Source organism: Methanobrevibacter sp. TLL-48-HuF1 (assembly GCF_023617305.1).
GTDB classification, from domain to species: domain Archaea; phylum Methanobacteriota; class Methanobacteria; order Methanobacteriales; family Methanobacteriaceae; genus Methanocatella; species Methanocatella intestini.
The window spans coordinates 1,126,397-1,148,045 of record NZ_CP081485.1; the positions used below are offsets into that span (position 1 = coordinate 1,126,397).

20 protein-coding genes and 1 tRNA gene are annotated in these 21,649 nt (G+C 32.3%); 14 read left to right on the plus strand and 7 right to left on the minus strand.

Features of this window, described 5'->3' with window-relative positions; all coding sequences use genetic code 11:
- Positions 1-50 precede the first annotated feature (50 nt).
- The 5 genes from K4897_RS05340 to K4897_RS05360 all read left to right on the plus strand — a co-directional run bounded on the left by K4897_RS05340 (position 51) and on the right by K4897_RS05360 (position 4,093).
- Positions 51-1,607: a flippase gene (locus K4897_RS05340; RefSeq protein ID WP_019266819.1), complete on the plus strand. Its 1,557-nt coding sequence runs from the start codon at positions 51-53 to the stop codon at positions 1,605-1,607.
- A gap of 316 nt (positions 1,608-1,923) precedes the next feature.
- Positions 1,924-2,616, plus strand: coding sequence for a TOBE domain-containing protein (locus tag K4897_RS05345; protein WP_019265096.1), 693 nt, complete (start codon positions 1,924-1,926; stop codon positions 2,614-2,616).
- A 25-nt stretch (positions 2,617-2,641) separates the two neighbouring features.
- Positions 2,642-2,833, plus strand: a complete 192-nt coding sequence (locus tag K4897_RS05350) for a 4Fe-4S binding protein (protein WP_238523686.1) — start codon at positions 2,642-2,644, stop codon at positions 2,831-2,833.
- A gap of 45 nt (positions 2,834-2,878) precedes the next feature.
- Positions 2,879-3,457 carry an imidazoleglycerol-phosphate dehydratase HisB gene (gene hisB / locus K4897_RS05355; RefSeq protein WP_019265095.1) on the plus strand — a complete coding sequence of 193 codons (579 nt, stop codon included), beginning with the start codon at positions 2,879-2,881 and terminating at the stop codon, positions 3,455-3,457.
- Entirely contained in the window at positions 3,458-4,093 is a 636-nt protein-coding gene (locus K4897_RS05360) for a TMEM175 family protein (protein WP_019266818.1), read from the plus strand.
- A gap of 63 nt (positions 4,094-4,156) precedes the next feature.
- On the opposite strand, the gene K4897_RS05365 is transcribed toward K4897_RS05360, so the two are convergent.
- The 3 genes from K4897_RS05365 to K4897_RS05375 form a co-directional block, all read right to left on the minus strand.
- On the minus strand, positions 4,157-4,984 hold the full coding sequence (locus K4897_RS05365) for a F420-dependent methylenetetrahydromethanopterin dehydrogenase (RefSeq protein WP_019265093.1): 828 nt from the start codon (positions 4,982-4,984) through the stop codon (positions 4,157-4,159).
- Positions 4,985-5,169: 185 nt separating this feature from the next.
- A tRNA-Val gene (locus tag K4897_RS05370) sits at positions 5,170-5,241 on the minus strand.
- Positions 5,242-5,300: 59 nt separating this feature from the next.
- A complete protein-coding gene (locus K4897_RS05375; protein ID WP_250415678.1) occupies positions 5,301-6,443 on the minus strand; it encodes a M48 family metallopeptidase in 1,143 nt (380 codons plus the stop codon).
- Positions 6,444-6,596: 153 nt separating this feature from the next.
- Between K4897_RS05375 and K4897_RS05380 the strand changes: the two genes are divergently transcribed.
- Positions 6,597-7,520, plus strand: coding sequence for a branched-chain amino acid transaminase (locus K4897_RS05380; protein WP_019265091.1), 924 nt, complete (start codon positions 6,597-6,599; stop codon positions 7,518-7,520).
- 12 nt (positions 7,521-7,532) lie between these two features.
- Positions 7,533-8,366 (plus strand): undecaprenyl-diphosphatase UppP, encoded by an 834-nt coding sequence (gene uppP, locus K4897_RS05385; protein WP_250416951.1) that lies wholly within the window; start codon positions 7,533-7,535, stop codon positions 8,364-8,366.
- 3 nt (positions 8,367-8,369) lie between these two features.
- On the opposite strand, the gene cobT is transcribed toward uppP, so the two are convergent.
- Entirely contained in the window at positions 8,370-9,437 is a 1,068-nt protein-coding gene (cobT, locus tag K4897_RS05390) for a nicotinate mononucleotide-dependent phosphoribosyltransferase CobT (protein ID WP_019266816.1), read from the minus strand.
- On the minus strand, positions 9,434-9,895 hold the full coding sequence (locus tag K4897_RS05395; protein WP_250415679.1) for a hypothetical protein: 462 nt from the start codon (positions 9,893-9,895) through the stop codon (positions 9,434-9,436). Before K4897_RS05395 ends, cobT begins: the two co-directional genes overlap by 4 nt.
- A gap of 137 nt (positions 9,896-10,032) precedes the next feature.
- On the opposite strand from K4897_RS05395, the gene K4897_RS05400 reads away from it, so the two are divergent.
- A complete protein-coding gene (locus K4897_RS05400) occupies positions 10,033-11,649 on the plus strand; it encodes a bifunctional N(6)-L-threonylcarbamoyladenine synthase/serine/threonine protein kinase (RefSeq protein ID WP_250415680.1) in 1,617 nt (538 codons plus the stop codon).
- A 217-nt stretch (positions 11,650-11,866) separates the two neighbouring features.
- Here the strand turns inward: K4897_RS05400 and K4897_RS05405 are convergent, their stop codons facing one another.
- Both K4897_RS05405 and K4897_RS05410 read right to left on the minus strand, forming a co-directional pair.
- The gene (locus K4897_RS05405; protein WP_250415681.1) at positions 11,867-13,141 is read right to left on the minus strand and encodes an ATP-binding protein; all 1,275 of its coding nucleotides are present in this window, start codon (positions 13,139-13,141) and stop codon (positions 11,867-11,869) included.
- Positions 13,142-13,401: 260 nt separating this feature from the next.
- Positions 13,402-14,562, minus strand: coding sequence for an ATP-binding protein (locus K4897_RS05410; RefSeq protein WP_019267997.1), 1,161 nt, complete (start codon positions 14,560-14,562; stop codon positions 13,402-13,404).
- 394 nt (positions 14,563-14,956) lie between these two features.
- On the opposite strand from K4897_RS05410, the gene K4897_RS05415 reads away from it, so the two are divergent.
- From K4897_RS05415 to K4897_RS05440, 6 genes are all read left to right on the plus strand, one after another.
- A complete protein-coding gene (locus K4897_RS05415) occupies positions 14,957-15,505 on the plus strand; it encodes an XTP/dITP diphosphatase (protein ID WP_019266811.1) in 549 nt (182 codons plus the stop codon).
- Between the two features lie 56 nt (positions 15,506-15,561).
- The gene (locus K4897_RS05420) at positions 15,562-15,960 is read left to right on the plus strand and encodes a 30S ribosomal protein S15 (RefSeq protein ID WP_004032740.1); all 399 of its coding nucleotides are present in this window, start codon (positions 15,562-15,564) and stop codon (positions 15,958-15,960) included.
- Positions 15,950-17,284: a DHH family phosphoesterase gene (locus K4897_RS05425; RefSeq protein ID WP_019266810.1), complete on the plus strand. Its 1,335-nt coding sequence runs from the start codon at positions 15,950-15,952 to the stop codon at positions 17,282-17,284. Before K4897_RS05420 ends, K4897_RS05425 begins: the two co-directional genes overlap by 11 nt.
- 1 nt (position 17,285) lies before the next feature.
- Positions 17,286-18,473 carry an aconitase X catalytic domain-containing protein gene (locus K4897_RS05430; protein WP_305883881.1) on the plus strand — a complete coding sequence of 396 codons (1,188 nt, stop codon included), beginning with the start codon at positions 17,286-17,288 and terminating at the stop codon, positions 18,471-18,473.
- Positions 18,474-18,671: 198 nt separating this feature from the next.
- The gene (locus K4897_RS05435) at positions 18,672-20,054 is read left to right on the plus strand and encodes a Mur ligase family protein (protein ID WP_094516600.1); all 1,383 of its coding nucleotides are present in this window, start codon (positions 18,672-18,674) and stop codon (positions 20,052-20,054) included.
- On the plus strand, positions 20,047-21,579 hold the full coding sequence (locus K4897_RS05440) for a Mur ligase family protein (protein ID WP_019266807.1): 1,533 nt from the start codon (positions 20,047-20,049) through the stop codon (positions 21,577-21,579). The genes K4897_RS05435 and K4897_RS05440 overlap by 8 nt, the downstream gene beginning before the upstream one ends.
- Positions 21,580-21,649 lie beyond the last annotated feature (70 nt).

Here is a 21,649-nt window from a genome sequence, read left to right on the forward strand (position 1 = left end):
ATTAGTATAGTTTTTTTAATTTAATCAAATTTTTTTTATTAGGTTATGTTATGGCGAGTAAGTTAGTTAGAGGCAGCTTTATTATTTTTATAGGTAATATTATCTTCCGTATTGGAGGATATCTGTACCGTTTTTTAATGGCTGCTCTTTTAGGCCCAACTAGCTGGGGTATTTTAGCTACTACTTTGCCATTTCAGGGAATATTCCAAACATTGTCTGCTGGGGGGCTTCCTCCTGCAATAGCTAAGTATGTTGCAGAATATGAAATTGTAAATGAACATGACATGGCTCGTAAAACGATTTATGTAGCTTTAAAAATCATGGTATTTCTGGGAATATTCTTTGGAGTGATTATGGTTTTCGTTGTTGCTCCATGGCTTGCTTACAATTATTTGGGAAAGCCTGAAACACTTGTTCCTTTGCAAATTGTAGGTCTTATTACTCCTTTTAGTGTTATTGTCGGTGCTTTTAGAGGAGCATTTCAGGGAGTATATAAAATGGAGTATATTGTATATACCCGTGCTGTAGAGCAGTTGGGAATGATTTTGTTTGCAACAGCATTTGTTTTAATTGGATTTTCTGTTACTGGTGCATTATGGGGTACTGTAATAGGTTTTGCAGCAGCAGCTGTTTCTGCAGTATATATATTTAAATATCATATGGCAAAATATATTCCTCCAGCTAGTGTGGATTTTAAATTTACCTGGAGAGATGAATTAGATTTAGCCACTACTTTAGTTAAATTCTCAATTCCAGTAATTATTACTGCTATTGCTGAAATGCTTATTTATAATATCTGTACTATGGTTATGGGTAAATTTTTAACTTTGGAAGCTGTTGGATTTTTCGCAGCTGCGGATCCTATATCCAGATTGCCGTTGATGATTTCTATTTCAATAGCTACAACAATTTTACCTGCTTCTTCTGAAGCATTTAAATCTGGAAATAAGGTAGCACTAGAAAAATATGTTTCTGAAGCATATAAGTTTTCTTTACTGTTTGTTGTTCCAATGTGTATAGGATTAGCTTGTTTTGCAGCACCTATTTTAAGATTGCTTTATTTCACTAATCCTGCTTATGTTGCAGGGGCATCTGCATTAGCTATTTTGTCTGTTGGTATGACATTTTACTCATTGTTTTCAATTTCAACAAGTATTGTTCAGGGAATTGGAAATCCAAGGATTCCTATGTATATATTAATATTTGGATCTATTTTAACAGCTATTTTAAATTGGGTCATGGTTCCTACATTAGGTATTGCCGGAGGTGCTGCAGCTACTTCAATAGCTTGTTTTGCAATGATGGTGCCTATACTTTATATGGTATTTAAATTAACTAAAGTTAAAGCTCCTAAAGTTTCAGTAGTTAAAATATTAGCTGCTTCAATGATAATGGGTGTTGTTGCATATATTATGCCTAAAACAACTTCCTGGTTATTTGTAGGAATTATTGTCTGTATTATTGTGTACTTCTTTGCATTAATACTTGTAAAATTCTTTACTCAGGAGGATATTATTAGTTTAAGAGCATTATCATCTAAATTCGGACCTTTATCTAAAATTATGAACAAAATGTTAGACTTGGTCGAAAAAATCGAATTCAGATAAGGCACGATTATATTTTTTTAATTTTTCTTTTATTTATTGATATTTCTTAAAATAGCTAAAAAATAATATTTTAAGTTTTATATTTGATTATTAAGATTATTTTATTTTTATTTTTATTATTTTAATTTATTCAGCATATATTTAAAGATACATTGAAAAATATCGATAATTAATAAATATTGCTTTTTAAAATAACTCTGTTTGATTATTTAATGATTTTTTATAAGTATTTATTTATATTTTTAATATTTTTCATCGAAACATTATTTAATTATAAAAATCATATTAATTCTATATTATATTTTGGAGGAATTTTATGACCGATGTGAAGGCAGGTGTTGAGTATAAGATTAATGTTGATGGGAATTCGTTCTTATTGGACAGTAAAAAATATCAGTTGCTTGAAAGTATCCTTAATACTGAGTCAATGACTGAATCAGCTAAATCAATTAAGGTTTCTTATAGAACTGCATTGAATTATATTGATAAAATAGAATCTGCACTTAATGTTAAAATTGTTAATACAACTAAAGGTGGAAAAGGTGGGGGTGGGGGAACTACCCTTACTGATGAAGGTTATTCAATTTTAAAAGAATGTAAGAAAATCAATGCTATTATGGAATTACATAAGGATGTTAATGAAATTGAATCTGAAGTTTTAAATGTTGATGAATCTAAAGGAATCATGACTATTAAAATGAACCAGTTTGAGATTAACACTCCATTAAACAGAAATTATAAAGTGGGAGATAAATTACTGGCATTAATCAGCTATGATAATATTTTTGTTATGCTGGAGCCTCAAACTTCCAGTATTCGTAATATTATTAAAGGAAAAATCATTGAAATGAAACTGGAAAAAGAGGTTATTCGTGTAAAGATAGATGTTGGTGGGCTTGGTTTGTATTCTGACATAACTCTGTCTGCAGAAAAAGATTTAAATCTTACAATTGGTAAAGAAGTGTATATTGGATTTAAAGCCATGTCTGTTGCTACTTTAAAGTTATAATTTTGGGGGAATTCTTATTTTAAAAATTGAGGTTGATGAAAGTAAGTGTACAGGGTGCGGATCCTGTTATGATATTTGTCCAAAAGCAGGCAAAATATGGAAAATAAATACTGTTGCACATGTATTGGATTTAAGATATTGTCATGTTTGTACTATATGTGCAATGGCATGCCCTGAAGATTGCATTAAAATTATACGCAATGCTCCGGAAGAGTGAATTATTTGCTCTTCTTTTAATTTAACAATAGTTTGAGGAATAGCTATGGATAGAAAATCAAATGTTTCAAGAACTACATCTGAAACAGATATAAAAATAAAAATGGATCTTGACGGAAAAGGTAAATATGATATTTCAACTGGTGTGAATTTTTTTAATCATATGCTGGAAGCATTTTCAAAGCATTCAATGATTGATCTGATTGTTGATGCAAAAGGAGACATTGAAATTGATGATCATCATACTATTGAAGATGTTGGTATATTGTTGGGGGAAGCTTTCAATCAAGCTATTGGAGATAAAAGAGGCATTAAAAGAATGGCTGATGCTACAGTGCCTATGGATGAATCAGTAGCTAAAGTAGCTGTTGATATTGGAGGACGCAGCTATTGTAATATGGAATTTGACTTTACTAATGAAAAAATTGGGGACATGACTTCTGAAATTGTTATTCATTTTTTCGAGTCTTTTGCATCTTCAGCTAAATTAAATATTTATGGTGTCTCAAAAGGAGCAAATGACCATCATCAAGCAGAAGCGGTCTTTAAAGCTTTTGCTAAAGCATTAAAAGAAGCAATAAAAATAGAACATGATGAAATTCCAAGTACAAAAGGTGTTTTATAATTGGCAGGTGAAGACTTTTCTCAACGTGCATCTCATGATCGTTTAAGTGCAATAACTGATGGAGTTTATGCTGTAGCTTTAACTTTACTTGCTTTGGAGATTGTTGTTCCATCAGTTAATTCAATACATTCTTCTTCTCAATTAAATATTTATGTGCTTAATAATTTGTTACCTCAGTTATCTTTGTATTTTGTTAGTTTCATTATACTTTCAAATTTTTGGGCATCTACTAATGCTATTCCAATGTATAAAAAAGTGGATAATACTATTCTTACAATAAATTTAGCTATTTTGGCATTAGTGGTTTTAATACCCTTTTCAACTTCTTTTGTATTGTCTTTTTATCAATACAGTCAAAGTGTAATTGTTTTTAGTTTAATTATCTTATTAGTGGGATTACTTTATTTAATTTTATATATTTATTTATTTAAAGAAAATTTAGTTAAAGAACGGATTTATAAGTTTATAGAACCTCATAAAAGGATAATGATTATTGGATTAAGTATTCCTCCAATATTGGCTTTGATATCAATAATATTGGCACTGTTTAATCCTTTAGCAGGAATGTATGTTTATGTTGTTGTGCTTTTTGCAGCAGTGATAAAAAAAATAGCTAAAAGATTTATAAAGAGTTAATTTTTTTTAGATGTATAAAAAAAGATAATGTAAGTAGCTAAAAAGCTACTTTTAATTTTGTATTTATTCTGGTTTGCTGATTAAATCTGTTTTGCAACCAGTATTTCCCTCTTTCATGTGAGGGGTTCTTAAAACAGAATCGTTACCTTTTTCAATTTCTCTAGCTTCATCAGCTAATGCTGCTGCAGATGCTGCCATTTCGTGTGCCGCTGCTACTAATGGGATGAAGTTTTCGAAACCTTTGGTCATGAAACATCCTTTCATATCTAAGTTTGCAACAGCTCCAGCCATTTCATATGCTGCAATAGCTTTTGCTTTTGCATATGGGTTTTCAAATCCTGCTGCTTCAACAGCTTTTTCAGCAGTAATTATAAGTTTAGGCAATTCGATATTTCCTGCTGCAGCTCCGTCAATTACACCGTCAATTGTGTTTTGAACTAATCTTAAAGCTCCGGTTTCTGCAAGCACTTTGAGAATATCTGCATTGAAAATAGCCATTTCAGTTGGGTCTAACCATTCTCTTTTTGCACCAATCATAGGGTCAGACATTACAATAATGTAACCTAATCCTTGTTCATCCATTTCATCTTTTTTACCTTTACCTGGTGCATCACCAATGATAATAGCTGGAATGTCTTTTTCAGATAACATTTCTCTTGCTTTAGCTGGTCCTGGTGCTCCTGGGTTTGGGCTAATGAAGATACAGAAATCTGGGTCAAATTGATCAACTTTTGGTACAACATCTTCAACTTGTTCAGGATTCATTTTTGCTCCAGATCCAAATACTCTTACATCAATATTTGGTCTGTCTGCTCTTTCATCTAAAAGAAGGTCTAATACTGGAGAGGTTCCAATATTTCCACTTTTTATAATACCTATTTTTACAACCATTTTAATTCACCTATTATTTTTATACAATTGTTTATAGAATTGTATATTTATTAATCTTTTGATTTAGCTCTGATTAATTAATTTGAATATTTTTTATATTTTGTTCAAAAATTTTAGAAAAAGTAGTTAGAAAATGATAAAATATTCATGAAATAATAGTTAAATTTTTAAAAATAGTTGGGAAGTGGTTCCGACGAGATTCGAACTCGTGATCCCCTCCTTGTAAGGGAGGTATCATACCACTAGACCACGGAACCATAGCACATCATTATTTATTGATGTTATAATATATAAAGCTTTTGGTTTTTTAAGGAATTTATATTTTATTTCCACAATTGAAACAAAAAACATCATCTTCTTTTATTGCACTTCCGCAATTGCTGCATTTCAATTCATGTTTTAATTTGTTTCCGCAGTTGGTGCAAAATGCATCATCATCATTTACCTGATGTCCGCACTTATTACAAGTTAATTCATATTTTAATTTGTTTCCGCAGTTGGTACAGAATATATCATCTGCTTTTATAGTATTTCCACAATATTTGCAGGTATTGGCAGAATGCTTATTTTTAGCTGCACTTATTCCTGATACTTCAGCACTTGCAGTACCTAATGTAGGTACTTTTTCAAGCATATTTGAACTTGTTGATGTGCTGTCGGATAAAACTGGCTGACTATAAAAGTCTGTTCTGTTTTCTATTTCAAATATCATTTCATTCATTGCAGCAATTCTTTTATCATCAGAGGGGTGGGTAGAAAAGAAATCAAAATCATTGGCATTTTCTTCACTCATGGACTGCCAGAATGCCGGAATTTCACTTATGTCATAACCTGCCCAGTGAATTATCATCATTCCAAGTTTATCAGCTTCTATTTCTTGAGACCTTCCAAATGGCTGTATTAAAAAAAGTTCAGATCCGATATCTGCAATATTTGTAATTGCACCTGCAGCAAGTCCCAGCTCTTCCTGACCTAAAAGAATAAGTCCGATGCTTCCGATTCTGGAAATGGTTGTTATTGTATTTTTTGTATTTCTGATACTGGATTCGGTTCTGGAGTGGTCTAAAAGAGCATGGGCAATTTCATGACCTAAAATAAATGCTATTTTTTCTTCAGTATTTGCTATTGGCAAAATTCCTGAAAGTACAATGATTTTTCCTCCGGGTATACACATTGCATTTACTGTGTCATCTTCAACTAAATGGACTTCCCAGTCATAATAGTCTGCAGTATAATCTGACCTACCGATTTTAGCTAAATATTTTTCAACAGCATTTATTAAATTTGAAGTAACTTTTAAGATTAATTGGCCTTGTTGTGTTTGGTCTAATATTTCATACTTGTTTATCATATCGTAATAGTGATTATAATATTCATCTAAAAATTTATCATCATCTACATTGTCATAATGTGATTTTCCAGTAAATGGGTTAAGGCCACTTCTATCATCTTTACTCATTTTACCACCATATTTGTTATTACTTTATTTTTTATACTTTATAAAATCATGGGTTTACTTTGTGTATAAAAGTAGCCTATATCTAAAAGTAACTTATAAATAAAAATAAAACCATATTATATATTAATAAATTATTAATTAAAAGTGATATAAATGGCATGGGATGATTCTGCTAGCAAAATATGGATGGACGGAAATATGGTTGATTGGAAAGATGCAAAAATTCATGCACTTTCACATGTAGTCCATTATGGTACAAGTGTTTTTGAAGGTATTAGGGCATATGATAATAAAAAAGGCACATGTATCTTTCGTTTAAATGAACATGTAAAACGTTTATTTAATTCTGCAAAAGTTTATAAAATTGATATTCCTTATACTCAGGAGGAAATTGCACAGGCAATTAGGGATACCGTTAAAATCAATGAGTTAGCTTCCTGTTACATACGTCCTGTTGTATTTAGAGGGTATGGTCAGTTAGGAGTAAATCCATTAACCTGTCCTGTTAATAGTGTAATAGCTGCTTGGGAATGGGGATCATATTTAGGTGAAGAAGGAATGGCTAATGGTGTAAATGTCGGAGTTTCCTCCTGGAGAAAACCAGCTCCAGATACTTTTCCAACATTAGCTAAATGCGGTGCTAATTATATGAATTCCCAATTGGCTAAATTGGAAGCTATTGAACATGGTTATGATGAAGCTATTATGCTTGATTATGAAGGCCATGTTTCTGAAGGTAGTGGAGAAAACATTTTCATTGTAGAAGATGGTGTATTATACACTCCTTCAATGGATTCTTCCAATCTTAAAGGAATTACAAGAGAATCTATCAAACAGCTAGCTAATGATTTAGGATATGAAGTTGTTGAAGAAGGAATTTCAAGAGAAAGATTATACTTTGCTGATGAAGTATTTTTCAGTGGAACTGCTGCTGAAGTTACTCCTATTCGTTCAATTGATCATAAAATCATTGGTGCAGGTAAAAGAGGTCCAATTTCAGAAAAATTACAAAAAACTTTCTTTGACATTGTTGAAGGTAAAAAGGATGATAAATTTGGCTGGTTGGATTATATTTAAATGGTGTGGGAAATGGATATAATTCAGGCAATTATTATTGGTATTGTTCAGGGATTAACTGAATTCTTACCTGTAAGTAGTTCAGCTCATTTAATCTTTGCTCAAAATGCATTAGGGGTAGAATCTTCTCTTGCTTTTGATGTTTTTCTTCATTTAGGAAGTTTAATGGCTGTATTATGGTTCTTCCGTGCAGATATTATCAGAATGATTCAGGCATTCTTATTAAGTATTGGAGATATTATTCAACACAGATTTAAGGAGGGATTTTACTCTGATCCTTATAAAAGATTGGTCTGGTATGTAATTATAGCTACTATTCCTGTAGGTTTAGTTGGAGTATTATTTGAAAGTCAGGTAGAGTCATTGTTTGCAGGTGCATTGTATGTTCCGGCATTTTTCCTATTTGTAACCGGTACTATTCTTTACTTGTCTCAAAGAATGAATTCTGGAGAGGTTGATTTATCAAATCTTTCACTTAAAGAATCAATATTTATGGGATTAGGTCAGGCATGTGCTATATTACCTGGTCTTTCACGTTCAGGTACTACAATAGCTGCAGGTCTTGTAATTGGATTGGATAAAGAATTTGCTGCTAAATTCAGTTTTATATTATCTATTCCGGCTATTTTAGGAGCATTTATAGTTCAACTTAAGGATATTGGAACAATTACTGATTTCAATGCTTTAGCTGTTTTATTAGGATTTTTAGCAGCATTAATATCTGGTTATTTGGCTATTAAATGGTTACTTGAATTAATTCAAAAAAGAAGTTTGGATATTTTCGCATATTACTGTTGGATTGTAGGAATAATAGTATTTATGGGTTCAATAACCCATTTATTCTAAATACTATTCACTGCAAATCTTTTCTATTTTTTTTCTTAATCTTTCAACAGAGTTTCCTCTAATTAATGCTGTAAACATTGCACCCCCAGCTCCAACACCTTCTTTAACAAAACCGTCCAGATAATTTTTCAATCCAGGATATTCTGCTTCTTCAAAATTAGGGTCTACAATATTGACTGTAATATCTTCATCAATCTGTTTTACAAGGTCAAATAAATCAGCTGTTTCATCATTAGCCACAAAAACTGTAGTAGCTAAGTTTATTCTTGAGAAATCAAAATTAGGATTTATGGATTTTACAATTGCACAAACAGCAGCCATTTGTGTTCCCCCGCCTAAAATTATTGGGATATCTGTAGATATTACAAGTCCAGCCATTCCTGCAAGGGTTGGATCTCCAACAGCTCCAATAGCTTGCATTGCATCAATTTCATCAGTTTCAGGGTCAAGACCTGCATTTTTCAATCCTTCATCTACTACTTTTGTTTTTAAATCATGAGGATTTGTAGGCATACTTCCGCTGACTTTCTCATTAGCATCATATCCAAGAGCTCTTAAGACTCCAAGAGCAGTAGTTGTTCCTGCAGCTATACTTTCTCCGATTACTAGATAATCATGCATCATTGAAAGCTTTGCTCCAAGTTCTTTTGCATTTTCATAAATTTCCAATGGATTTAAAACTCCTTTTCCGGTTCTGATATCTCTTCCATATTCATTTCCAAGTCTGTTGCATTCTAAATGAGGGGTAACTTTAGAACCAGCATCTACTATAACAAATGGTATATCAGCAAGTTGTAAGGATGCTTTAGTCAGCATTGATGGTGTTGGTGCAGCAGTTTCTCCAACCACTGTTTGTGGAATTTCTTCCATACAATGAACACTTCCATGAACCATTATTTCAGCATCTGCTGCAGGAGTATATTCAGTTAATTCGGGAGTTGCTCCAGCTCCAGATATTCCAGGTATTTTGGAAGTTTCAGTTGTACCAATTACACATATAAATACTGGTTCCCCATATTTTATTTGGTTTATTAATTCATCAGAACCGTATGTTGTTATTCCGTCAATCATTTATTCACCTTTTTTAATTCTTCAATAATAATTTTATTTTGATTTATAATTTTTTGATTTTGCTTAATAATTTTTTCCAACATCTCTTTTTGAGTCAAATCCGTGCTGAATGTTTTTCCGTCTCTGGCTCTTGGAGGTATTTTGATTTCATTTGTTTGAGGTCTTGGAGGAATCCTATTTTGACTGTCAGAATCTTTTTTAATGTCTTTGGTGTAAATATTTGAGACGGTCTGTTTACTGTTTTCTTCTAACAGTTCCATTAATCTTGAATCTACTTCATCACCTTTAAGCTGTCCCTGTTCAACTTCAAATCTCAGTCTTTTTTGGATGTTGTATCCCTGGTAAATTGGTATTCCTCTGTTTTCGATTTCTTCTTTAAACTCTTCACTAAGGTGTACATCTCCTGTTAATTGCGTAACTCTTTTTTCTTCAGAAGTTTTCGTGCTATAAAATCCCATAATTTGTAATTTATTTTTGAAATTTAAATATTTGTAGGAAATGTGAAATTAATAAAATGTGTATTTCTGCAATATTTGTGAACTGTATCTTATTTATATTTCAAATAACTAATATTAAATTAAATTATTTTTTTAAGTTGATTATTTTGATATGTTTAGGAATTGAAGGAACTGCTGAAAAGACAGGTGTAGGAATCGTTGATAGTGATGGAAATATATTGGCTATGGCTGGGGAACAGTTATTCCCGGAAAAAGGAGGTATTCATCCAAGAATAGCTGCTGAACATCATGGATATTGGATTCCAAAGTTAATTCCAAAAGCTATTGATGAAGCTGGAATCTCTTATGATGATTTGGATTTAATATCTTTTTCACAGGGTCCTGGTCTTGGTCCTGCTTTAAGAATTGTAGCTACTTCTGCAAGAACACTGGCACTATCTTTAAATAAACCAATAATTGGTGTTAATCATTGTATTGGTCATGTTGAAGTGGGAAAATTAGATACTGGTGCAGTTAATCCTGTAACTCTTTATGTAAGTGGTGGAAATAGTCAGGTAATCTCTCATGAAAGCGGAAGGTATAGGATTTTTGGTGAAACACTAGACATTGCTGCGGGAAACTGTCTTGATCATTTCGGTCGTGAAACAGGTTTAGGCCATCCTGGAGGTCCTGTAATTGAAAAACTGGCTAAAAAAGGTTCTTATGTTGATTTACCTTATGTTGTAAAAGGAATGGATTTCTCATTTTCAGGATTGCTCTCTGCAGCTTTAAGAAAAGTTAAAAAAGGCACTCCAATTGAGGATGTTTGTTTTTCACTTCAGGAAACAGCTTTTTCAATGCTTGTTGAGGTAACAGAAAGGGCATTGTCCCATACACAAAAAGATGAAGTTATGTTGTGCGGTGGTGTTTCTGCAAACTCAAGACTTAGGGAGATGCTTAAGACAATGTCTGAAGAGCATGGAGCCAAATTCTATATGCCTGAAATGAAACTATGTGGGGATAACGGAGTAATGATTGCATGGCTGGGATTGCTTATGTACAATCAGTTTGGTCCTTTGGATATTAGGGATACTGGGATTATTCAGCGTTTCAGAACTGATGAAGTAGAGGCTCCATGGGTAAATAGTGAGGAATCACATTTGAAATTACCTGATAATTTAATAGCTAAAGGTGCTGAATCAGATATTATTAAAAGTTCATATTTGGGCAGAAATGCCGTATTGAAAAGCAGAATTCCGAAAGCTTACAGAATTGCTGAGATTGATTCTAAAATAAGAAAGTCAAGAACCAAACTTGAAGCCAAATTATTGTCTGATGTTAAAAAAGCAGGTGTAACTGCTCCTGTATTATATGATGTTGATTTGGAAAATAAATCTATATTGATGGAAGCTATTGAAGGGAAGATGCTTAAAGAAGTTATTGATGACAGTTTAGCTTATAAAATCGGAGTTGAAATAGCTAAAATACACAGTTTGGATATTATTCATGGAGATATTACAACTTCAAATATAATGCTTAGAGACGGAAAATTGGTATTTTTAGATTTTGGTCTTGGAAGACATTCTGATTTATTTGAAGATAAGGCAGTTGATTTGCTTGTATTAAAGAAATCTCTGCAAAGTATAGACAGCACTACAGCCAGTAAATATTTTGACGATGTTTTAGACGGTTATGCTGATTCATACGGGGAAAATAAAGATAAAATAATTAAAAAAATAAAAGAAATTGAATCAAGAGGACGTTATACCCATTAGGAAATCATAATTTAATTCTTTATGTATTGCTGAACCTCTTTTTCTAGTGTATGAAATATAAGGGATGAGAGTAAATTTCTAATCAGTTCATATAATTCTGATGCTTATTGATTTTTGCACTAAAACTCTGATACAAAATTTCTTTTGTAGTTATTTGAAGAATATGCATTCAGCAGTTATTATGTTAATCAGGATAACTGACTGGATATATTAAATACTATCTTAAACAACCGATTGGAATTACTTTAACACCATCCGGACGAGTATATGCATCTTTTCCGCCAGTCAGCACTGCAAGAAATGTGGGATTATCCAATTTTTTATTCTTTTCAATTAACTTATTGATTTTAAGAAGATTTTGGGCACCTTCCTCTATTCTTTCACTTCCAAGCTTGCATTCTATTAATGCATATCTTCCGTCTCTCAAGTGAACAACACAGTCAATTTCCAAATCTGACTTGTCATGATAATATGAAACTTTTCCGCCATAGGAATTTGTATAAACATTTAAGTCACGAATGCATAAATTTTCAAAAATAAATTCGAATGTTTCCAAATCATTTTCCATTGATTTAGGATTTGCATTCAATGCTGCTACGGCAATTGAAGGATCAATGAATACTTTTTTATTTCCTGATCTGATTGCTGATTTTGATTTGATGTTTGGCGACCATCCTCTGTTGTCTTCAATTACAAATAATTTTTTCAAGGCATCAACATATGAATAGTATGTGGGTCTACTTATATCCATAAAATTAGCATTAATATCCTCTATAATGGTTTGATTTTTAGCCAGTGGGGAATTGTTTCTTGCAAGCGAACGTAATAATACTCTTACCCTATCAGGATCTCTTTTAACCCCATCAACAGCAGAAACATCTGTGTTACAAATGTTTTCCAAATAATTATATGCAACAAAGAGTTTGCCTTCTCGGGTTTTTTGATTCAATGAATCTGGCCAACCCCCACGGCAGGCAGCAAATATCAAATCATCTATTGTTAAAGAGGATTCACAGTCATTAATGTTAATGTCTGGATTGTCAAATAAGTCCATAATTGAAATCTGCCCGTTTGATTCACCGCTTTCATACAAACTCATAGGCCTCATTAACATTCTATGGATTCTTCCGGTTCCTGAGTGCATAATGCTGTCTTCATCAACCACTGTTGAACCGGTTAGAATATATAATCCATATCCTTCGCTTTCATCTACGCTTGTTCTGACGGAATCCCACAATACTGGAGCCACCTGCCATTCATCAATCAATCGCGGTTTGTTTCCTTTTAATAATCTGGAAGGCTCTATGTCTGCCCACATCATATTTGTTTTATAATTATCTTTGTCTTGTAGTTTTAATACACTTTTGGCATGCTGTTCAGCAGTAGTTGTCTTGCCACACCATTTTGGTCCAACAATGAGAATTGCACCAATCATTGTAAGATATTTTTCCAAATCTTCATCCAATATTCTCGGCAAATACTTAACAACCATAATGATTACTCCTTAATTTTACAATTTTTCTATATATTACTTTACAATTTTTCCATATTTTATTTTACATTTTTTCTAATACAAAAATCTGTTACTTATTTTATTTAGAGCATTTTGAAAAGCAATATTTTTTTTCGAAAAATAGGTATGTTTTCTTGTCATATCGATTGTTTCATCATTTTGGTTCATTTTCATTTTTTGTTTTTTGAATATGCTTGTTTTAAATAATATTGGATAGTGTAACTTAGGCAAGTTTATCACTATCTAATTAATCCAGTATCCTGATTTATACGTAAATTTTGCAGGTATAATTTGAAAAGATTACTTTTTAATTTGTATTTGCCTCTTGCTGGTTTGATTATCATGTTTTTGTTAATTAAACTTTTTAGCAATGCTGAAGGTTCTGAGTTTAGGTGAGCATTATCTTTGATATGGGAATAGGATAAAATTGTTTCGTTGCTTTCAGCCATTAAGCATAGTATTTTTCGCTCTTCCGTAGTGGATTTAGAGAATAATGATTTAAATTCACGTTGGGCCAAAATGTTTAAGGAATACACAGATGCCTTTTTAAACTCATCCATAGTCACTTTATCATCTTCATTTGTTTCTTCAAAGCAGCTGTAAGCTAGGATTTGCATGTAATATGGAATTCCGTTTGATAATTCATATATTTCTTTTATGACATTCTCTTCAAAGGCCACATTTTGTTCTTTAGTAGGAATATTGATTGCATCATATACTTCGCCGTATGATAATGGTCCAATTAAGTAAGGTTCGAATATCCGTACTGCTGAGTCAAGTTTGTCTTGTATTTTGTTGAAAATGTCTTCTGAACCAGTAGCTACAAACATTATGTTTTTTCCTTTTAGATTTAATTCTACAAGAGCATTCTGCAAGATACTCAATATCTTCATTGTTTCATCATTGCCCATAATCCTTTGAAGATCATCAAACAACAGGATTAAAACAGGATTGTCAGAGCCTAGCTCATCATAAATCACGTTTAAAATTTTTTCAAATGCAACTGCAGGGCTGCTTTGGGGAATTTCACGTGATACAGATATGCCTCCGATAAATGGTATATTAATACCTAATGAACTTATTTTCTCCCAAAAATGGCTAATATTAATATTTAACGTGTCAGAACATTTTTCTATTATTAATGAGTAAATGTCTTCAAAATTTCCTTCCATTAATGGAATTCTAACTGAATATACATCATCAAGATTAGTTATTTCCTCTTGAAATTTTAATAATAAAGATGTTTTTCCAATATCTTTTGGTCCATATAATATTAAATGGCCGGGAATTCCTATTTTAGTTGAGTTATATATTTTTTTAAGTTCATTTAATTCATTTTCACGCCCAGTGAAATACGAAGGCAAAATTCCAGTTCGTTTTCTAAAAGGATTATTTTTCATGTTTATAACCTCTGATAATACATTTCATAAAAAACATAAAAAAAATTTATGTTTCTTATGTTTCTTATGTTTCTCAAGAATTTTGAAATTTACATATAATCAATGCTATTCTAATAATTTTTTAAATCATAAAATAAAAAGTATCAATTTTCATAAGAGCATTCGCTAAAGGATTAAGTTTGTAAGAAAAGCAAATAAAACAATAATGTTCAAGTTTTTTACATATTGGGAAATGATAAAACTATTGGAAGGGAATTTAAACCATTATTGGAGACTGATGATAATATATAATTACTTTAGATTAGCTAAAATTTCCTAAACAATTAATTGTTCATTTAAATCTTTTAACTGATTATGGTTAATTTTATAAAAAATTTAGTTCATAATTAACTTTATGATAACATTTATAACTGGTAACAAACATAAAGTTATAGAAGCAGAGAATATATTTAAAGATTATGACATTAACTTGGAGCATATTGATTTAGGTTACTGTGAACCTCAGGGAACTCTTGAGGAAGTAGCTATATCAGGTGCAAAATATGCTAGTCGTAAACTTAATAAACCTGTGATTGTTGAAGACGCTGGTTTATTCATAAAAGCTTTAAAAGGTTTTCCGGGAACATATTCTTCTTATGTTCAAGAAACTCTTGGAAATCAGGGAATATTAAAGCTTTTAGATGGTGTCGATGACCGTTATGCCGAATTCAGGTCAGTTATTGGGTACTGCGCCCCCAATTCTGAGCCCAAGATCTTTTTAGGTAAGGTCATAGGTGAAATCGCAGTTGAGGAAAAAGGAGATTTAGGTTTTGCTTTTGATCCTATTTTCTATGTTCCAGATGAAGATAAGACTTTTGGAGAACTTACAACTGAAGAAAAAAACCAGTTTTCACATAGAAAAAATTCTTTAGAAAAATTTATTAAATGGTATTCTGTTCAATAATTTTCTAATTTATTATTATGGGCTTACTTTATAACTAATATTAAGAGGTAATTATTATGGCAAGACCAGAATGGGTAACTTACAGTGATGAAGAAATTGAAGAAATGATTTTAAAATTTAACAAAGAAGGAAAAAGTACCAGTGAAATTGGTATTATCTTAAGAGACCAATACGGTATTCCTAGTGTTAAAGAAGTAACCGGTGAAAGAATCACCCAAATCTTAAAAAGAAATGATCAAGCTGGAAAATACCCTGAAGATTTAATGAACTTAATCAAAAGAGCAGTAAATATAAGAGATCATTTAGCTGAAAATCCTAAAGATTTACACTCTAAAAGAGGTTTAACTATCATTGAATCTAGAATCAGGAGATTAGCTTCATATTATGTAAATGAAGGTGCATTACCTGAAGGATGGAGATACAATCCAAAAGAAGCAGCACTCCTTGTTAAATAGAGCTAGTGAAGCTAGTAATGTGCTTAAAGAGCACATAGAAAACAACAACGTTATAAGAATTATTTCTCATAACGATGCTGATGGAATTTCAGCAGCAGCTGTATTAGCTAATGCTTTAAAAGAGGAAAAGGTTCAGTTTCACACTACAATTGTTCCTCGTCTTAAAGAAGATTTAATAAATCAGTTAAGACATGAAAAACATGATTTGGTCATTTTTTCAGATATGGGAAGTTCTTTTGTAGGTGAACTTAATTCCTTTAAATGTGATGTTATTATAGCTGATCATCATCAGGTCAGTGATGTTGAAGCAGAAAGCAATGTGGTTCACATAAATCCTCATCTGTTTGATATTGACGGAAGCAGGGATTTAAGTGGAGCAGGTTCCAGCTATTTGGCAGTTAGGGACCTTGATAAAAAACACTTGGCTTATTTTGCTTTAATTGGTGCTTTTGGTGATATGCAAGGTCAGGACGGATTTACTGGAGTTAATAAACTCATTATTGATGATGCTAAACAAAGTGGTAATCTGGAAATTCATGACGGTTTGAAAATAGTTTCCAAATCCTCTGAACCACTTTTCAAGTCTTTAGCTTACACTTTTTCTCCGCCGCTTCCCGGAATAACTGGGGATTTGGAAGGTTCAACTGAGTTTTTAGAAAGGATGAATCTGTCTTATGGAATTAAATTTTCTGATTTAGGTGAAGAGGAAAAAGATATTCTTAAAGATGAACTTATTAAGATTAATCCGGATATTTTCGGTGACTGTTATACAGTTCCAAAAGAAATACCTCTGCTTCGTGATTTGGAAGAGTATTCATATATTCTTGATGCATGCGGTAAAAATAAGAAGTTTGGATTAGGTTTAAGCATTGCTCTTGGAGAACGTGAAAAAGCCTTAAAAACAGCTACTGATTTGCAGCGCAAATATCGCGATCAGCTTGTTAAAGGTTTGGAATGGATTAAAAAGGAAGGTTCAGTTAATCTTTCTCATATTCAATATTTATACAGTGAAGATAAAGTGTTGAAATCTGTAATGGGTACAATAGCTAGTATAGGTTTGTCTATTAACCTGTTGGATGATTCAAAACCTGTTTTAGGATTATCCAGACTTCATAAGGATATTAAAGTTTCCGGAAGAACAACCAGACAGCAAGTTGAAAATGGAGTTAATTTGGGAAAAGCCTTACAGGACAGTTCCAACAATTTCGGTGGCCAGGGTGGAGGTCATGATATTGCTGCAGGAGCTATGATTCCATTTGACAGTAAAGACAACTTTTTAAACTTGGTTAATGATATGGTTGAATATCAAATAAATAATGATTAATATGTTTTTAACAAAAAAAGAAGAACAAATGTGTGATGGGGAGTTTGGAGAAACTGTTAGAAAAAGTATGGATATTTTAGTAGCTTTAGGAGATATTTATGGTGCTTCTAAATTGGTGGATATCACTTCAGCACAGGTTTCTGGAGTTTCTTATAAAACTATTGGTGATGCGGGACTGGAATATCTTCAGGATTTAGCCAGTGATGATAAAGGAGTAGCTAGTGTTAATTCTTCCCTAAATCCTCCAGGAACTGATTTGGATAATTGGGAAGCTCTCGGATTTCCAAAAGAATTTTCAGTTAAGCAAAATCAGATTGTAGAAGCTTACGGCAAACTTGGAATCTCAAAAACATGTACTTGTACTCCTTATCTTGTTGGAAATGTTCCCAGATTTAGAGACCATGTGTCCTGGTCAGAATCTTCAGCAGTAGCTTATGTTAATTCTGTAATTGGTGCTAAAACTAATCGTGAAGGTGGTCCGGCAGCATTAGCTGCAGCTATTGTTGGTAAAACTCCTCTTTATGGATTCCATTTAGATGAAAATAGGAAGGCTAATTTAGTAGTGGATGTTGAAACCGAACTCGCAGGTGCTGATTTCGGAGCTCTCGGATATATTGTTGGGAAAATTGTCGGTGGAGGAGTGCCTTACTTCACCCTTAAAAATATTCCTGATAATAATAATTTAAAAACATTGGGAGCAGCACTTGCCTCATCAGGTTCAGTAGCTCTTTATCATATGGAGAACGTTACTCCGGAATATGAATTGGCTGCTAAAAGTGAAGCTGATGATCATATTACAATCTCTGAAGACGACATTTTAGACACCCGTAACAAATTATCCACTACAGCTGATGAACCGGATTTAATCTGTTTAGGCTGTCCTCATGCTTCATTGGAAGAAATAAAAGAAGTTGCAAATATTGTCAGGGGAAAATCAATTAAAAATAAATTATGGATTTGTACATCAGTTAGCGTAAAAGCAACAGCTGACAGAATGGGTTATACAAAAGCTATTGAAGATTCAGGTGGTAATGTGGTCTGTGATACCTGTATGGTCGTAGCGCCTATTGAAGATATGGGCTTTGAAGTAATTGGTGTAAATTCAGCAAAAGCAGCTAATTATGTTCCCTCTATGTGCGGACTTGATGTTGTTTATGATGATGTGGAAAATTTAATTCACTTTGAATAATTTTTTCCACTATTTTTTTTAAATTTCAATAAATTTCTATAGAATACTTTTCAGCTATTTTTCTTAAAAGCGTATTTTATAGGAAACAGTTTATAATTGGTATTGAAAAATATTATTTAAATGCAATTAACTTTTTAAGGAATGGTCTTCAACTTTAAATTTAATAAAATCATATAATAATTATAGGTGGATAAATTTATGAATTATTTAGTTATTGGTGCGGGAAATGCCGGCAGACCTGTTGCAAGGTTGCTTAATAATCAAAATCATAATGTTATTATAACTGATCCGAAACATTTGTCTGATTTTAAACAGGATGTACAAAGTATTTTAAAACAGATGGAAAAGGAAGGTGTCGTTTTAGATTTGGAAAATGATAATCCTTCTGTTGAGGGTATTGATAAGGTTTATATGGCTCCAAGTTTGCCTGACAGTGCACCTATTGCAAAAAAGGTTGCTGAAGCTGATTTAGATGTTATTACTAATGAAGACTTTTCAAAAATGGTAAATGATTTAATTCCTGTTGATATTATTGGAATCACGGGAACTATGGGTAAAACAACTACTACATTTATCACAACAAGCATTTTTAAACAGGCAGGTTATAAAGTATGGTCCTGTTCTTCTTTAGTTAATAATTTAGTTAGTGAAGCTATTATTGATGGCATAGTTAAAGGTAAAGCTCAAAATTGTGATATAGCTATTTTTGAACTTCCTCATGGAACTATCGGACTTCTGGATGAATTGGATATTAAAATTGGTCTTTTAACCAATATTGCTGAAGACCATCTGTCTGAATTTGGAGGTTCTCTTGAGAAATATCAGCAACGTAAACTGATTTTGGAAAAAATGAGTGAAATATTTATTGCAAATAATTCCTGTAGAGACATTATAGCTCCGGTAAGGGACAATGCTCTTTATTATGCTTTAGATGATAACTGTGATTTCATTGGAACTGCAGGTGATGAAAAATTAACCGTCAGATATTCAAAAGGGGAATTTACAACACCATTCCACATGGTCAGCTATTTCTTTGAAAACTCTGTAGGGGCCAGCAGTGTTGCTTTAACTTATGGCGTTTCTCAGGAAGATATTACTGATGCATTATCTGAATTTAAAGGACTTCCGGCACATATGGAGGATGTTGGTGAGTACAATGGAAGAAAAGTTATTCTGGATTCTGCATTTTTATATGATGGAATGAAAATCACTCTTGATTATTTTAAAGATGACAATGTTGTACTGTTTTTAGATCATTTTGATACATTGTCTAAAAGAGATAAGGCAGAAGTTGGAAAGCTTGTTGGACAATATGTAGATGTTATAATAGCTAGCGGATTTAATGAAGTTAACCAGAAAGTTGAAATGGATGCGGCATATGAAGTTTTAGATGCTGTTGAAAATCCGAATGCGGTTAAGGTAGCTACCAGAGATATTACTGAAGCTGCTGCTTTAACATTCAAATATTCCAAACCTGGAGACATTATTTTGCATATGGGGCCACTTATAGCTTATGACAGACTCACCACTGTTGAAAAAATCATGAAAGGACTTGAAGAGGGAAGTAAAAAATATGAATGAGTCTGATTTTTCGAAAGATACCACATTTGGTGTAATTGGGATTTGTGGAGCTAACTGTAATCTGGTAGCCAGAATTCTTAAAGACCGCGGATTTGATGTTATTGGAACAGACATGGCATCTGCTAATGACTGCAGGTTTAAAAAATCTTTGGAAGGGTATGATATTGAAGTATTTTATGAATCTCATCCGGAAGAGTTTTTTGAAAAAGCAGATTATATAATTCCACCAATAAGTTTACCTAAAACAGCTAAAGTATTTGACATTATTCAGGAAAAAAACATTCCTGTTTTGGAAGTTAGTGATATTATAGATATTTTTAAAGTAAACAAACCGGTATTTGGAATAACCGGCACTAACGGTAAGACGACTACCACAACTCTTTTGAAAAAAATAGCCTGTGATAATAATATTGTACCTGTTGAACATAACTTGGAAAAAATGCAGGGAAATGCCGAGTATATTCCAATTTTACAGTCCCGGTTAAATGGTGATGTGGGAATTTTGGAAGTAGGCACATTTGGAGTTCCAGGTACTATTGAGAGAATAGTTGGAAATTCTCAGTTAAGTTCCGGACTAATAACTAATATAACTCCTGATCATTTAAATGATTTGGGGAGCTTTATGGAGTATGCACATGTCAAGGCAGAATTTATAAAAGGATTAAATGGAAAGCAACTTATTGTAAACGGTCAGGATCCGACAATTATGGGGCTTTTAAGGGAATTGAACTTTGCAGGTGAAGTAATTACTTTTGGAGTAGATGAAATGCCTGTATGTGTATCTTCTAAAGAATGTGTTTGCGGCAAAACCGTTGATGTTAAAGAGATTATTTCAGGTTCAGGATATTATTTATGTGAATGCGGTCTAACAACTCCGCAGCTGGATTATATTGCAACTAATATTGATTTGAAAAATAGATCCTTTGAGTTACATACTCCAGATGAAAAACTGGAAGTTAAAATGCTTCTTGATGGAATTCATAATGTTTATAATGTTTCAGGCGTAATTATTGCAGCTCATGAATTTCTAAAATTACCTTATGATAAAATATTGGAATCAATAGCTACTTTTGGAGGGGTTTCCGGTAGAATGGAAAAAGTAGCCACCATTGGCGAAAAGGATGTTGTTGTAGATTTTGCACATAACCCTGCAGGTGTTGAAACGGTTTTACGGGAATTTAAAAAGTTATATGGTGATATTACTACAGTTATTACAATTTCATCAGAATCCGGTGCTAAAGGGGATTTGGAAATATTTGATAATGTTTTAGAATTTTCCAAATATGTTGTTCCTGCTTCAAGTGCTTCTCAAAAAATAGCTAGTGATAAAATAAGTGAACATCCTGAACTTAAAGAAAAAATTATGCTGAATCATGTTGATGATTTTGTTAAAAAAGGCACTCTTGGTGCAACTTTTGATGAAGTCCGGGAGGGAATTAATCAGGCATTAAAACTAGACTGTAATAAGGTAATAGCTATTGGGGAGGCTGCTACAAAATTTAAAAAATGTGTTGATAATTTATAAATTAAATAGTTTATGTTTAATCATGTTTTTTAAATTTTAGCTATTTAATATATATTTTGTTTACTTATTA

What these genes read in the sequence shown, in the direction of transcription:
- K4897_RS05340 (WP_019266819.1), top strand. Translation starts at nt 51, where the DNA reads ATGGCGAGTAAGTTAGTTAGAGGCAGCTTTATTATTTTTATAGGTAAT.
- K4897_RS05345 (WP_019265096.1), top strand. Translation starts at nt 1,924, where the DNA reads ATGACCGATGTGAAGGCAGGTGTTGAGTATAAGATTAATGTTGATGGG.
- hisB (WP_019265095.1), top strand. Translation starts at nt 2,879, where the DNA reads ATGGATAGAAAATCAAATGTTTCAAGAACTACATCTGAAACAGATATA.
- K4897_RS05365 (WP_019265093.1), bottom strand. Translation starts at nt 4,984, where the DNA reads ATGGTTGTAAAAATAGGTATTATAAAAAGTGGAAATATTGGAACCTCT.
- K4897_RS05375 (WP_250415678.1), bottom strand. Translation starts at nt 6,443, where the DNA reads ATGAGTAAAGATGATAGAAGTGGCCTTAACCCATTTACTGGAAAATCA.
- K4897_RS05380 (WP_019265091.1), top strand. Translation starts at nt 6,597, where the DNA reads ATGGCATGGGATGATTCTGCTAGCAAAATATGGATGGACGGAAATATG.
- uppP (WP_250416951.1), top strand. Translation starts at nt 7,533, where the DNA reads ATGGATATAATTCAGGCAATTATTATTGGTATTGTTCAGGGATTAACT.
- cobT (WP_019266816.1), bottom strand. Translation starts at nt 9,437, where the DNA reads ATGATTGACGGAATAACAACATACGGTTCTGATGAATTAATAAACCAA.
- K4897_RS05395 (WP_250415679.1), bottom strand. Translation starts at nt 9,895, where the DNA reads ATGGGATTTTATAGCACGAAAACTTCTGAAGAAAAAAGAGTTACGCAA.
- K4897_RS05405 (WP_250415681.1), bottom strand. Translation starts at nt 13,141, where the DNA reads ATGGTTGTTAAGTATTTGCCGAGAATATTGGATGAAGATTTGGAAAAA.
- K4897_RS05410 (WP_019267997.1), bottom strand. Translation starts at nt 14,562, where the DNA reads ATGAAAAATAATCCTTTTAGAAAACGAACTGGAATTTTGCCTTCGTAT.
- K4897_RS05415 (WP_019266811.1), top strand. Translation starts at nt 14,957, where the DNA reads ATGATAACATTTATAACTGGTAACAAACATAAAGTTATAGAAGCAGAG.
- K4897_RS05420 (WP_004032740.1), top strand. Translation starts at nt 15,562, where the DNA reads ATGGCAAGACCAGAATGGGTAACTTACAGTGATGAAGAAATTGAAGAA.
- K4897_RS05430 (WP_305883881.1), top strand. Translation starts at nt 17,286, where the DNA reads ATGTTTTTAACAAAAAAAGAAGAACAAATGTGTGATGGGGAGTTTGGA.
- K4897_RS05435 (WP_094516600.1), top strand. Translation starts at nt 18,672, where the DNA reads ATGAATTATTTAGTTATTGGTGCGGGAAATGCCGGCAGACCTGTTGCA.
- K4897_RS05440 (WP_019266807.1), top strand. Translation starts at nt 20,047, where the DNA reads ATGAATGAGTCTGATTTTTCGAAAGATACCACATTTGGTGTAATTGGG.